The sequence below is a fragment of the Hymenobacter rubidus genome (assembly GCF_016734815.1).
Taxonomy (GTDB): domain Bacteria; phylum Bacteroidota; class Bacteroidia; order Cytophagales; family Hymenobacteraceae; genus Hymenobacter; species Hymenobacter rubidus.
In genome coordinates this window covers 103,763-116,324 of the sequence record NZ_JAERQF010000008.1, presented here as the reverse complement: position 1 = coordinate 116,324, position 12,562 = coordinate 103,763, and the positions used below count along the sequence as shown (strand labels likewise).

17 protein-coding genes are annotated in these 12,562 nt (G+C 56.3%); 10 read left to right on the top strand and 7 right to left on the bottom strand.

Going from position 1 to position 12,562, the window contains the following annotated elements; translation table 11 throughout:
* Positions 1–88: 88 nt before the first annotated feature.
* Positions 89–409, top strand: a complete 321-nt coding sequence (locus JKL48_RS08275) for a hypothetical protein (RefSeq protein ID WP_201981239.1) — start codon at positions 89–91, stop codon at positions 407–409.
* Between the two features lie 76 nt (positions 410–485).
* Here JKL48_RS08275 and JKL48_RS08270 read toward each other — a convergent pair whose 3' ends face one another.
* A complete protein-coding gene (locus JKL48_RS08270) occupies positions 486–1,091 on the bottom strand; it encodes a hypothetical protein (RefSeq protein WP_201981237.1) in 606 nt (201 codons plus the stop codon).
* 588 nt (positions 1,092–1,679) lie between these two features.
* On the opposite strand from JKL48_RS08270, the gene JKL48_RS08265 reads away from it, so the two are divergent.
* The 3 genes from JKL48_RS08265 (at position 1,680) to JKL48_RS08255 (ending at position 4,051) form a co-directional block, all read left to right on the top strand.
* Positions 1,680–1,841, top strand: coding sequence for a hypothetical protein (locus JKL48_RS08265; RefSeq protein WP_201981236.1), 162 nt, complete (start codon positions 1,680–1,682; stop codon positions 1,839–1,841).
* An 18-nt stretch (positions 1,842–1,859) separates the two neighbouring features.
* Positions 1,860–2,870: a PAS domain-containing sensor histidine kinase gene (locus JKL48_RS08260; protein ID WP_317191912.1), complete on the top strand. Its 1,011-nt coding sequence runs from the start codon at positions 1,860–1,862 to the stop codon at positions 2,868–2,870.
* A 710-nt stretch (positions 2,871–3,580) separates the two neighbouring features.
* Entirely contained in the window at positions 3,581–4,051 is a 471-nt protein-coding gene (locus JKL48_RS08255; RefSeq protein WP_201981234.1) for a hypothetical protein, read from the top strand.
* A 115-nt stretch (positions 4,052–4,166) separates the two neighbouring features.
* Here the strand turns inward: JKL48_RS08255 and JKL48_RS08250 are convergent, their stop codons facing one another.
* Complete coding sequence (locus JKL48_RS08250) at positions 4,167–5,261, bottom strand: DNA polymerase beta superfamily protein (RefSeq protein ID WP_201981233.1); 1,095 nt, start codon at positions 5,259–5,261, stop codon at positions 4,167–4,169.
* A gap of 83 nt (positions 5,262–5,344) precedes the next feature.
* On the bottom strand, positions 5,345–6,115 hold the full coding sequence (locus JKL48_RS08245) for a nucleotidyltransferase domain-containing protein (RefSeq protein WP_201981231.1): 771 nt from the start codon (positions 6,113–6,115) through the stop codon (positions 5,345–5,347).
* Between the two features lie 216 nt (positions 6,116–6,331).
* On the opposite strand from JKL48_RS08245, the gene JKL48_RS08240 reads away from it, so the two are divergent.
* The 3 genes from JKL48_RS08240 (at position 6,332) to JKL48_RS08230 (ending at position 8,822) form a co-directional block, all read left to right on the top strand.
* Entirely contained in the window at positions 6,332–6,931 is a 600-nt protein-coding gene (locus JKL48_RS08240) for a TMEM175 family protein (RefSeq protein ID WP_201981218.1), read from the top strand.
* Positions 6,932–7,122: 191 nt separating this feature from the next.
* The gene (locus tag JKL48_RS08235; protein WP_201981216.1) at positions 7,123–8,295 is read left to right on the top strand and encodes an ImmA/IrrE family metallo-endopeptidase; all 1,173 of its coding nucleotides are present in this window, start codon (positions 7,123–7,125) and stop codon (positions 8,293–8,295) included.
* Positions 8,296–8,297: 2 nt separating this feature from the next.
* A complete protein-coding gene (locus JKL48_RS08230) occupies positions 8,298–8,822 on the top strand; it encodes a DUF4411 family protein (protein ID WP_201981207.1) in 525 nt (174 codons plus the stop codon).
* 69 nt (positions 8,823–8,891) lie between these two features.
* Here the strand turns inward: JKL48_RS08230 and JKL48_RS23075 are convergent, their stop codons facing one another.
* From JKL48_RS23075 to JKL48_RS08220, 3 genes are read right to left on the bottom strand one after another with little or no spacing between them, the layout of a single operon-like run.
* Entirely contained in the window at positions 8,892–9,194 is a 303-nt protein-coding gene (locus JKL48_RS23075; RefSeq protein ID WP_236668677.1) for a hypothetical protein, read from the bottom strand.
* Positions 9,185–9,853 carry a metallophosphoesterase gene (locus tag JKL48_RS08225; RefSeq protein WP_317191908.1) on the bottom strand — a complete coding sequence of 223 codons (669 nt, stop codon included), beginning with the start codon at positions 9,851–9,853 and terminating at the stop codon, positions 9,185–9,187. The genes JKL48_RS23075 and JKL48_RS08225 overlap by 10 nt, the downstream gene beginning before the upstream one ends.
* The gene (locus tag JKL48_RS08220; protein WP_236668676.1) at positions 9,811–10,707 is read right to left on the bottom strand and encodes an AAA family ATPase; all 897 of its coding nucleotides are present in this window, start codon (positions 10,705–10,707) and stop codon (positions 9,811–9,813) included. Before JKL48_RS08220 ends, JKL48_RS08225 begins: the two co-directional genes overlap by 43 nt.
* Positions 10,708–10,735: 28 nt before the next feature.
* Between JKL48_RS08220 and JKL48_RS08215 the strand changes: the two genes are divergently transcribed.
* From JKL48_RS08215 to JKL48_RS08205, 3 genes are read left to right on the top strand one after another with little or no spacing between them, the layout of a single operon-like run.
* On the top strand, positions 10,736–11,266 hold the full coding sequence (locus JKL48_RS08215) for a hypothetical protein (RefSeq protein WP_201981205.1): 531 nt from the start codon (positions 10,736–10,738) through the stop codon (positions 11,264–11,266).
* Between the two features lie 18 nt (positions 11,267–11,284).
* Positions 11,285–11,833, top strand: coding sequence for a hypothetical protein (locus tag JKL48_RS08210; RefSeq protein WP_201981202.1), 549 nt, complete (start codon positions 11,285–11,287; stop codon positions 11,831–11,833).
* A gap of 8 nt (positions 11,834–11,841) precedes the next feature.
* Complete coding sequence (locus JKL48_RS08205) at positions 11,842–12,426, top strand: Fic/DOC family protein (RefSeq protein ID WP_201981200.1); 585 nt, start codon at positions 11,842–11,844, stop codon at positions 12,424–12,426.
* Here the strand turns inward: JKL48_RS08205 and JKL48_RS08200 are convergent.
* Entirely contained in the window at positions 12,401–12,562 is a 162-nt protein-coding gene (locus tag JKL48_RS08200) for a hypothetical protein (protein WP_201981369.1), read from the bottom strand. The two genes, JKL48_RS08205 and JKL48_RS08200, sit on opposite strands and share 26 nt — an antisense overlap.

The window sequence follows — 12,562 nt, the reverse complement described above, 5'->3', positions numbered from 1 at the left end:
TATTCCTTTCTAACTTGAACCACCGTTAACGTGAACTTGAAGTACGTTTGAGTATTGTCAGCTGCGACGAGCGGAAGCGTCCTTATTCATGCCAGAAGTTACGACTTTGAAGAATGCTACAAACCGGCCTGCGCTTGTCTCCCTGGCATGGCCCATTGGGTTGAATCTAGTCTTACTCCTGCTGCTGCTGGGTAATTGCCTGCAAAGTGAGGGGCCGGATGGCTGGTCCATGCTTGCGGTTATTATGCTTACTATTGCCGTTAATCTGCTTGGGGCGTTAGTTGCCCTGGTGCAGCGAAAATGGGCCCTGGCTGTGTGGTATGGACTGGCATTGCTGGTTGTACTTGGCCTGCAGTGGGTGGCGCTAACTGTTGTTGAAATTCCGCTGAATAGGCGTATTGTGACCTAAGGGAAGTCCGGATACTCCTATTTTTGAACAGAGCGCGTTTAACGTAGTACCGTTTCGCTGAACTAGTAACTGCGCTTTATTTGCTTGTCAGGCGGGCCAGTAACTGCGCGGCTTCCTGCTGCAAGTCGAGTTGCCGTTGCTGGTTGGCGGGGTCCGCGGTCAGTTCTTTCAAATGCGCCACCAGGTCCACTAACGCGCGCATCCGCGTATCCGAGGCCGGTGACCAGGTTTGGCCATTCCACCACCCCGCCCAGCGTTGAAACGCCATAAAATAGTAGGCCGTGCCGTCCAATTGGTAACGCGGGACGGGGGCAGGGTATTGGGTCTGTGCCAGGGCTTGGCGGATGACGGCCACCACGGCCGTCGCCAGCGGCTCGGGCAATGGAGCCGTGCGGGTTTGCGCTGTCACGCGCCGCGCCGGCTGCTCCCGGAGCGCCGCCTGGACTTGCTGCTGGCAGACGCGGCTGATGAGGGTATAGGTGCCGGCGTTCTGCTCCACCGAGACCAGGTATTCGGGCGCGAAGGAGGGCACCACGACGATACGCGCCAGGGGCTTGTCGGAGAGGCCGGCAAATAACACTTGCTGGAGGGCCGAATAGAAGGGCTGGAGGCGTTTGTCCTCGAACAGACTGCCCCTGCTCGGTTCTAAGTGGTCGGCAACTTGCTGGGCATGTCCAGCCAACGGATAAACACAGCAAAGCCCCCAGTAAGCCAGCACATGTATTCGCATAGAGCAAGAGTGCATCAAAAGAACAACGACCTGCCAATGTAAGGCTCGGTTTACTAAACTACAATCGCAGCTCGGTAAAAGATAGCCAACAGGCCGCTCCAGCACCTGGCGAGTTTAAGAAACTCGTCTACGAATCAAAGTTTACGAAACGCGTAAAGTGGATGAGTTTCGTGAACCGCGAACCCTCCAAAAAACGGATGATTAATGGGGAGAAAAGTGCCCCTCGAAAGTCAACCTGTAAAGGCCATTTTTGAGGAGCATTTTTGCCACCGTTAAATGAGCACTGAATTACTCAAGGAAAACCTGCGTTTCCGGGCCGTTTTGCCATTAGTAAATGTCCTCTGGAATATGGAATACGGCCGCCGTTTAGAAAAAAGAGACTTTCTCTGCAAGTGCCCATTGGCCTCATCAGTTGCTCAATGCGGCGCTGCCAAGCAAGCGATGTTGCGGCGGGCGGGTTGAGGGCGTCGCCTATTTTTCACCGGCACGGCTCTGCCCCTTGCAGAATGGCTACCTTGCGCGCACCGTTTTTCTACCGCCATGTCTTCCGCTCCGCCGCCTGCTCCGCTGCCCACCGACCTGCAGGCCCTGCAAGCCGAGAACCACGCGTTGCGCACCGAGCAACGCGCCACGGCCGAACTGCACGCGCTGGCCGAGGCGTACCGGCAAAGCCAGGTGCGATTCCGGACCGTGTTCGAGTAGTCGCCCCTAGGCCAAAAAATCATTGACGCCACGCTCACCATCCGGCAGGCCAATGCCGCCGTGGCCGCCATGCTGGGCATGGCCCACCCCGACGAACTGCTCGGGCGCGCCCTGCTTGAGTTTGCTCATCCCGACCACCGCGACGATTGGCGCTACCTGCAAGAGCGCCTCTGGACCCACAAGCTGCCCTCGTTTTCCCTCGAAACCTGCCTGGTGCGCCCCGAGGGGTCGTCCTTCTGGTGCCGCGTAACGTCGGTGCTCTTCGACGACCAGGGCCAGGAGCTGGGCTACACCACGGTGGAAGACATCGACGACCGCAAGTCGTTGGAAATTTGGCACAAGCGCTTGTATGATGCACAGGAAACCATCCTGCACCTGGTGGCGCACGACGTGAAAACGCCCATCGCCCACATCCAACTGCTGGCCGACCTGCTGCGGCGCGAGCTTGCGCTGCCCGCCGGGGCTTTGCCCGCCACCGGCCAGTACCTTGCCCTCATTCAGCGCGCGTGCGAAGACATCCACGTTCTGCTCAAGGACCTGCTTTACCTCGGGGAGCTCGACGCGGCCCGCTTGCAAAAGGAGCGCACGGACCTGGGGGCATTTTTGGAGGCGCAGTTGGTTGTGCACCGGCTTGCTGCGCAGGAAAAGGGCATTGCCCTCGCCGTGGAAGTGCCGCCCGCTTCCGTCCAGGCCAACCTCAACCGGGCCTACTTCGGCCGGGTGGTCCACAACCTGGTCAGCAACGCACTTAAGTTTACCCCCGCCGGTGGCCACGTGTGGGTGCGCGTGAGCGAACAGGCCGGCCGGGCGCTGCCCGCGGTGCAGGACACCGGTGTGGGCATTGCCGCGGAGATGCAGCCCGCGGTGTTTGACAAGTTTACGCCCGCCAAGCGCGCCGGGCTCTACGGCGACACCACCACCGGCTTGGGCCTGTTCATCACCCAGCAAATTGTGCGCTTGCACGGCGGACGCATCTGGCTCGACAGCCGCGAGGGCGAAGGCACTACTTTCTTCGTTGAGTTGGTCTGAAACGGCGTTTGGATACCCTGAACCTGTTTAGGAAGTCGCTGGCGCGCGTCTCCGACGCGTGCTGACTGATTTCGCGCCTCTGGCTCGGGCGCTGAATACGTTCGGGGCGGAATGGCTAACCCGAGCCAACGGCTCAGACCCAGTCGGCACGCGTCGGAGACGCGCGCCAGCGACTTCCTAAACAGGTTCCCTGGCACTGCCACGGCCGGGCCCACCGCTGACATCGGCCAACTGTCACGCCCCTGCTGGCAAGTAAATGGAGTTCGACGGCGCCGGCAATCCCGGCGTTCGCTCCTGCTGCTTCCGCGCTGGAGCGCGCAGTTCTTTTGAGGGTTTGCATGGCGGCAGCACGGAGCCGGGAATTGGCAGGGAAAACCGGCACCCTGGCGGTGCAGGGTTTCGCACTCGTCCAATTCGTGGTACTGATTGAAGCGCACAAGGCAGGACCGGAACGGCCGCGGTGGGCGCACTGTAGCCGGGCCCACTGGTCGTCTACTTCCAGTCAGGCCGATTCGTTGCCGGGCAGCAGCGCAGTGGGCAGTCACGCACACGCGCCCAGCCAGCGCAGAGAAATAAGCTGAATTCAACCGTGTGTCAGAACAGCATCGCAGGAATTTAAACGCAACGGAATTTTAAGGCATATACCTCATAAAGATTAGCTGTTTTAGAAGCGTTATCGTATACACAAGTTCATTTAAATTGCTTTGAAAATGCGATATCCATTCTTTCTTCCGCTAGCTCTGTTGCTGGGTTGTGCTACAACCGACCAGACGGTTGTAGAAACCCCCACTGTAGCCACTGAACCGACGGTTCAACGAGCTTTTGATGTTCCGGCGTTGCTGGGGCTCAATGCTAATGAAATCGCAAGGCCACTGATTAGCCAGTCTATTCGGCCCGACCATGACCAAACACCCCGCGCGTCGGCAAACGGCACGACCGAAGCCCTCTACACGTATTGGCGCGATACAACGGCCCTGGAAGTGAGCTATGACCCGGCAACGTTGCGTGTCAATAGCTTCTTTGTCAAGACCAAGAGCGGACACGCGGCGGACTACACCACGTTGCTGAAATTGGCCAACGTCAGCAAGTTCGACAAGCGCTTTAGCATCGAGCCCATGTCTGCTGTCGATAATCCGAAACTGTATACGGGCGTGAAAATAGTGCCTGTAAGGAGCCTGTAGCGGCGGATGCCTGCCGGTAATTATTCAGCGAGAAACTCAATGCAACGCAACATGCTGTCGACCAGAGCATACGAAGCCGCAGGCACTGACGTGGGGTGGTCATTTACCACGGCCATTACCGAGTCAATTCGGTAGTGTCTGTATGTGCATAAAATTGTTTTCGCAGCTTGATGAGGAGGTTTTCAGCCGCAGCTTTGTCAGGAGCGTCGGGCAACTGGGATGCGGCAAAGGTCGTTTCGACCCGGACAACCCACTTCTCTGCTTCGGCAACCAATTCTTCGTACTCAAATTCGCCGCGTCGAATTTGCAACAGAAATTCCCGATTAGGTCGGCGCACGTTTAATCGGCCTTCCTTGGCAATTTCTTCTGCCATTTGCAACAGGCGGAAAACGTGCAGCATGTTTTTTGCGTCGTAATTTTTTCCGTGCTGCACGGTGTTTTGGTAGCGCTCGGCATTTCGCGTCTCTACCCATTCCCAATATTCCCGAAAGGCGCGGCAATACACGCTGTAGCCAGTGCGGTTGAAGGACAAATACGCCACCGGTTCCTCGCCTTTCGGCACAGCAGAAAGCACGACCTCCTGCGAGGTATCCGGGTCGCGCACCAGGCCGCGGTAGCCGCAGCGGCGCTCCAGCGTGTCATCCACAAACAGGGCGTATAAGTCGCTGAGGTGCGGCACGTTGGCCAGACCGCATTGCCCGGCAGTGTAGCCGTGGCGGGCCAGCCAGGTGGCCACGGGCTGCGCGCCCGCACCTACCGTTACGTAGCAGAAATCCAGCACCGATTTGCGGGCTGGTGGCTCGGGATGGTTAATTTTCTTGTTGAGTCCTTTGGCTTTGCGAATTTGCGCCACGGCGTATTCGGCGAAGCTTTGACGGCAGATTTTTGAGAGAAAATCAACCGCTTTAAACTGCTCAAAAAGCGGGTGTTTGTACACAACGCAGTCGGCCGGGGTGTCTAATAATTCCAACACCGTTGGGTTATTTTTCAGGAGTAACTCCACAAAGCGGCGCAACTCATAAAACACTTCGTCGTTGGTGTCGTTGGCCACCTGCGGTATATAATCGAGCCCATAAAACCGGGCTTCGGGCAAAATGAATACGCCTTTCAAATCGGTATCGGAATGCGGCAAACTAGTGCCGTAAGCGCGGCTGCCGCTAATGGCTTCGAAGAGAATGAGGTTTTCGCGGCGCAGGTCGGCAATAGTCATGTTGATTGACGCTGGTGTGCAGATAAAATAAAAGCCACCCGGCACAAAATGGAAAGGTATTTAATGCTAGGCAAATTGCTGACTTATTTCACAAATGCTTCGCTAAGCAAGGCTTGAAACACTGCATCCAGCTCGCTGGCTACAGTGCCGGGGCGCAGCACTGGCAGCGTTTCGCGGGCAGCTTGCCCGGTCGCCAGTTCGGCTTGCAGGAAGCTAACCAGTGCCACTGGATTCGGTATCCGGGTTTTCTCGTCGGCGGTGGCTTTGCGGGCTAGCAGCTCGTCCGCATCGGCCTGCAAGGCATTGGGAAGCAGCTCCCGCAGCGGCGCAAATTCCATGGGCGGCAACGCCGGTCGTTGCCGAATCCAGCGGGCGGCCAGCGCCGAGCGCACGGCATAGAACAGGCGTTTCAGACGGATTTCCTCGCTGTTCAAATCATCCTCTACCCCGTGGCGAAGTTGCCCCAGGTAATGGTGCAGGCCGGCTTTGCGATTGAAGGCGGCGGGCAATAGCGAGGCCAGCCGCGCCCGGAAATCCAGCGCCTCGTGGTACACCACCGGCGATTGCAGCCACTCAAACAGGGCGGCATTGGAAGCCCGCAGCAGGCGCAAAGCCTTGCGCAATTCCCAGCCGGCCAGGTCCAGCTCGTCATCGATGGGGAAGTTGAGCGTATCGCGCCCTTCGTCCAGCGTGAGGTACCAGGCCGGCGGATGACAATAGATGAAGCGCACGTCGAAATCCGAATCGGGCGAGGGAAAGCCCCAGGCCCGGCTGCCCGACTCGCAGGCGTAGAGGATTCGGATGCCGTGGGTGGCTTCGAGTTGGCGCAGGGCGGTGGAAATGCGGGTTTGCATGTGGAAATTATCTGGTAGGCCGTCATGCTGAGCGCAGTCGAAGCATCTTTACCGCAGCAGCAAATCCAATCGACAGGATTAGTTGTGTGGTAGAGATGCTTCGGCTGCGCTCAGCATGACGTTCAACGAAGTATACGCCACGAAAGTAGTAGGGGGCGCTGCGTCGCACTACTTTCGCAACTCACGCACTGCCCGGCAGTCCGCCGCAAACCCCGCATGCATAAACAACGACTCGAAGCTTTCAGCGATGGCGTACTGGCCATTATCCTCACCATCATGGTGCTGGAAATCAAAGTGCCGCACGGGGCCGATTTCGCCGCCCTGCGCCCGCTGCTGCCCGTGGTGCTCAGCTATGTACTGAGCTTCATTTACATCGGCATCTATTGGAACAACCACCACATGATGCTGGCCAGCACGAGCAAAGTATCGGGCGGCATCCTGTGGGCCAATCTGCACCTGCTGTTCTGGCTGTCGCTGGTGCCGTTTGTGACGGGCTGGATGGGTGAAAACCACTTCGCTCCCGCCACGCTGGCCGTGTACGGTGTGATACTGCTCATGGCCGGCGTGGCCTACTTCGTGCTTCAGAACTGCATCATTGCCATCGAAGGTCCACACGCTACTTTGGCCCGCGCCGTCGGGCGCGACTTTAAGGGAAAGGCTTCACCCCCGCTCTACCTGGCGGGCATCGCGGCCAGCTTCTGGCAGCCGTGGGTGGCGGGCGGCATCTACGTGGCCGTGGCGCTGATGTGGCTCATCCCCGACCGGCGCATCGAGCGCACGCTGGTGGAAAAAGCTGATGGGAAGCACGTTGGGTAGCGGCAGCTTCGCGGATTTGTAGGGGGATGCGAGAGTAGCTGCTAGGATGCCTGAAAGCAGACATGAATCCATTTGCCGCGTAATGACTAATTGCAAGGGCCACAAACACTAGCCCAAAGCCATAGGGCGAACTTTTCGTCCTATGTTTGTGCTAAACAAATTAGATAAAAACCTACGAGTTAGGCTAAAAGGTGGCAGACAAGGCTTTTATAACACCTAAGGTTCTTAGGTGGGCGCGCGAATCAGCTCGTATGTCCCTGGAAACAGCGGCAGCGAAGGTTCCGACTACGCCTGAAAAGCTGAACGATTGGGAAGAAGGTACTCAGCAACCAACGGTTCGACAAGCTGAAACCTTGGCTAAGGCTTATCGCCGTCCTTTCGCGCTGTTCTTTCTTCCTGAAATCCCCCGAGACTTTCAGCCACTTCAAGACTTCCGGACTAAAAATGCTTCGCCCCTTGGCACGGCTTCTGTTTTTATCATTCGTGAGATGCAGCAGAAACAAGCTTGGCTACATGACGTGTATGAGGAGAGTGGAGAAAAGCCGCTGCCTTTTGTAGGAAGTTTCACTTTATCATCTTCGCCGCAGCAAGTTGCAAAGTCTATTCTTTCACAACTTGAAATCAATCCTTCCTTCTATTCGACGGATAATCCTATAAGAGAATGGATATCTAAAGCTGAGCAGCGGGGCATATTCATTTCAAGAACCAGTTTCATTCACACTCGAATGAAAATTGACAGTGAGGAATTGCAGGGCTTCACTATTGCTGACTCTTATGCTCCGTTCGTGTTTATCAATTCAGGCGATTGGGATGCGCCTCAGCTTTTCACATTAGTTCATGAACTAGCACACATCTGGATTGCGCAATCAGGCATTTCAAACGCTACTGATTCATTAGTGCGCGGAAAAGACAAATTTCATCTCGTCGAATTGTTCTGCAACGAAGTGGCAGCTAATGCTCTGATGCCTTCTGAACTAATGCGAGCATTGCCTAAAAACACCTTTCAGTCAGGCAGTGTGGTATTTAGAACAGCCAAGACTATTGGAATTAGCTCGTTTGCCTTCCTAGTTCGGGCACTTGAACTAAACTTAATTTCTTTAGATAAATATCGAGAACTCAAACACGTTGCTGACGCTGATTTTAGAGAGTTCCTTAAGAAAGAAGCCGCAGCAAAAGAACGCCAGAAAGACAAGAAAGGAGGACCTAATCCTTATCTGTTGCTTTTGAACAAGAATGGGCGTCTATTTACGCAAGTTGTACTAGATGCTTTTCGAAGTGGCTCACTTCCACCCGCTCAAGCCAGCAACTTATTGAAAACGAAAGTGACCAGCTTTTCCAAATTTGAGGATTTCCTTTATAAATAAGCATGAATCAACAGTCGTACTGTCTCGATGCCAACGTGCTGATTCAAGCTTGGCAAAGCTATTACTCTCCTGATTTTTGCCCATTATATTGGCAGGTCCTCAATGACCTTGGTGTACAGAAGCGCGTTTTCATTCCCCAAATGGTCTATAATGAAGTCGCCGATACCGAAGACGACTTAGGCAAATGGCTGAAGAAAAGCAAAATCCCTATTGATAAAATTGACGGTAACGTAACTGAGATTCTAAAGCAGATTTATGCCGCCAACGAATCACACAAATACCTTGTAGATAACACTAAACAACGTTCGTTGGCAGACCCTTGGCTAATTGCTCATGCTATCAAAGCACATGCTTGTGTTGTTACCAAGGAAATAAAAGTTACAGCAGCAAATTCCAATAGAATCAAAATCCCGAATGTTTGCGACAATATGAATGTCCGTTGGATTAATGATTTTCAGCTTGTCAGGGAATTAAAAATCAAATTCAGCTGTAAAGTTGACGCAAAAATTCAAGGTGAACTTTTCTAAATAAATTACTCAAGCAACAAAAAAGCCGTTGTTGAAGCGGCTTTTTTGTTGCTTTGACTTGGAAACAAATCACAACCGCGGGTCCACCGCCTCGTTTTCCAGCGCTAGCACCCCGAAGACGCACTGGTGCACGCGGCGCAGGGGTTGGCCGGCCACGAAGCGTTCGAGGCCCTCGACGCCGAGGGCGAACTCGCGCAGGGCGAGGTTGCGCTTGGCTTTCACGTTGCGCTGGCGGAGGCGGTCGAGGTGGCCGGGCAGCAGGTAGTCGGGGCCGTAGATGATGCGCAGGTACTCGCGGCCGCGGCACTTGAGGGCGGGCTGGAGCAGGCCGCCTTTGCCCTGGGGAATTAAGTCGTAGGGCTTCACCACCATGCCTTCGCCCCCGGCTCTGCGGGTTGTTCTGACTCGCGGACTACAGAGTCCGTGCTACTTGTCGTGCTGCGGCGGTAGTTGAGCGGGCGCACAGGCTCGCAGTAAACCTGCGCGGCGGGCACGGCCACGAGCTCGCGCTCGGGGTAGCGCAGGGCGGTGAGGCGGCCGCCGAACACGCAGCCGGTGTCGAGTTCGATGGTGTTGTTGAGCCATTCGGCATCGGGCACGGGCGTATGGCCGAAGGCGACCATGGCGCGGCCCCGGTACTCGCGGGCCCATTCGTAGCGCACGGGCAGGCCGAATTCGTCAATCTCGCCGGTGCTTTCGCCAAACAGGGCGAAGGCTCGCACGGCCCCCGAGCCGCGCCCCTGCATCTCCTCGGTGAGGCCGGCGTGGGCCACGACCAGCTTGCCGCCGTCGAGCACGTAGTGGCTCACCAGGCCGTCGAGGAAGCGGCGCACTTCGCTTTTGAAGGCTTCGGGCTCGGGTTCGAGCTGGGCCAGGGTTTCGGCCAGGCCGTGGTTGATGGTGACGTTTTTGCCGTTGAGGTGGCGCAGGAGCTTGATGTCGTGGTTGCCGGGCACGCAGAGGGCGGTGCCGTCGCGCACCATGCTCATCACCAGGCGCAGGACTTGCGGGGAGGCGGGGCCGCGGTCCACGAGGTCGCCGAGGAAAATGGCCTTGCGGGTCGTTCGGGCGGGCGCCTCACCCCCTGACCCCTCTCCGAAAAAGGAGAGGGGGTGCGTTCAACGGATGCATGACTGCGCAGGTCCGGTGCCCCCTCTCCTTTTTCGGAGAGGGGGTCAGGGGGTGAGGCGCCCGCCTGCACGGCCAACGGCGGCGCCACCCGCACGCCCAAATCCCGCACGTCCGTAATCGGCTCTTCCGTAATCTGATACCCCAGTTTCTCCAGCAGCGCGCGCAGTTCCTCGTAGCAGCCGTGCACGTCGCCGATGATGTCGAAGGGGCCGGTTTCCTCTTGGCGGTTGTTGTAGAGGCGGTCGCGGGTGATGGACTGGATGGCGTCGATTTCGCCCACGTTGCGCAGGTGGTGGATGTGCCGGAAGCCCTCCTGCTTGAGGTTGCGCAGGCTGCGGCGCAGCTGCTGGCGGTGGCTGGCGATGACGTGCCGGCCCAGATGGCGGCGGTCGGGGCGCTGGGCGTTGCGCTCCTGGGCCACGACGTCGAGCACTATCGCCACGGGCAGCACGTGGTATTGGCGGGCCAAGGCCACCAGGGGCTTGCGGCCTTCCTCCTGCACGTTGGTGGCATCGACCACGGTGAGCAGCCCGCGCTTCAGGCGCATGGCCACCAGGTAGTGCAGCAGTTCAAAGGCGTCTTTGCTGACCGATTGGTCGTTTTCATCGTCGGCCACCAGGCCCCGGCAGGCATCCGACGACACGATTTCCGTGGGCTTAAACAAGCGCCGCGCAAACGTGGACTTGCCCGCGCCCGTGCTGCCAATGAGGATAATAAGGGAGAGTTCGGGCACCTTGAGGGTATCTTGGGGCATTGTTTCGGGCAAATGATGACTCCACCCAATGGCGAAGCTCTATTTAGACATTGACGGCGTTTTGCTTACGTCAAAAAATACGCGAGCTGCGCCCGGCGTTGATGCGTTTGTTGCTTTCGTCACGCAACAATTTGATTGCTACTGGCTGACCACGCATTGCAAAGGCGACAGCCAGTCCGCGCTCAAATATCTCTCGCAATTTCTGCTTCCCTCGACACTTGAGCAGCTTAAAGATGCTGTGCATTCCACAAACTGGGACGCGCTCAAAACCGAAGCTATTGAGTTGGAATCTGATTTCTATTGGGTTGATGACAATCCATTTCAAGCAGAAATAGCTCGGCTAACCACCCGTCAGGTAGCCGACCGACTAATTGTTGTCGACTTGAGTCGTCCCAACGAGCTGTTCACTGTTCAAACCAAACTGCAAGAATCGCTTAAAACTCCGCTCACTTCCTTTGCTGACCATCTTACCGCGCAATACGGCCAGCCAGATTCCCCGTCCCGAATGGCGTTTGAAGAAGAGTTTGCAGCGTTCAAACACGAAGCCCAACAGCATTAACTAAATAACGCCTCACGAATGAAAGTCGGCAAGCAATTCAACACGCTCACCTTCGGGGAGTATCTACACCTGATTGAGAACCACAAGAAGTTCACGGATTTCAATACGCTGGGGCTATTTCGCTCCATCGTGGAAACTACGAAACTCAGCCTCGAAGAGAAACTTGAGCTACGGAAAGTGGCGGTTGCAGCGTTTGCGAAGACGTTTGACTTTCTGCAATTGAAAGACCCACAGACGTATTTTGAAGTGAATACGCTGGGCGAAAACTTGACGTTAGCTGATGAGCATCAAGCCTGGGAAGATATCAAAGCAAATCAGCAACGAATACTAGAAAACAAAAAAATAAGATACCGCAACTTTGGTATTTATTCTAAACACAACTGCCCTTATGTCACCTGTCCATTTAATGGCGTGATGTTTAAACAAGCTTCTCTTTTGTCAGATAGAAATATGCATTTCCATGCCGACAGCAGAAATCGTTACCTCAATTGGGAGAAGTCGGAGGACCGCAAAAAAGCCCGGAAATCAAATCAAGGATTAATCAGCCAACGAATGCTTGAGGAATAATTTCCCGCATGGATAAGTACCGCGCCTCTGCTCACGAAAGCGAAATCCTGCCAAATCTGCTGGGCCTGACCGATGCCACAGCCATTGGCTTGGCCGAGTTTGAAGGTTTTCTGCGGGCCGATATCGTGCTGACGGAAGCCCTCATGCCCACCACCAAATTCACCCTGAACTATCTGCTGGAAATGCACCAGCTGGCGCTGGGCCATCTCTATGCCTTCGCGGGCCGCTACCGTGAGGTGAATATTTCCAAAGGCGGCTTTACCTTTCCGGCCGCCCGGTTTTTGCCCGCTTCGATGCAGCAGTTTGAGCAGGAATGGCTGCGCGAGCCCTTGCCAGCCGACCACAACGCTTTGTTGGACCGGGTGGGTGCCATCCACGGCGAGTTGCTGTTCATTCACCCATTCCGGGAAGGCAACGGCCGCACCGCCCGCCTGCTGGCCAACCTGATGTTGGAACAGCAAGGATACGAGCGGCTGCGCTGGGAACTGATTGACGCCGCCGCCTTCCCGCGCTACGTGGCGGGCGTGCAACAGAGCGGCCTGGGCAACTACGCGCCCATGCAGGTCCTTATGCGGACGCTTTCCCCAGGCTAGCTTCCACCTTGCGCAAGGCGGCCTGCGCCTGCTCGGCCGATACCTGGATGCCCTCGATACGGAACGAGGCACGCATGGCTTCGGCAATTTGCTGGCGCTTGGCGGCTTGGCGGGCAGTGGGTATAGTAGGCTTCAT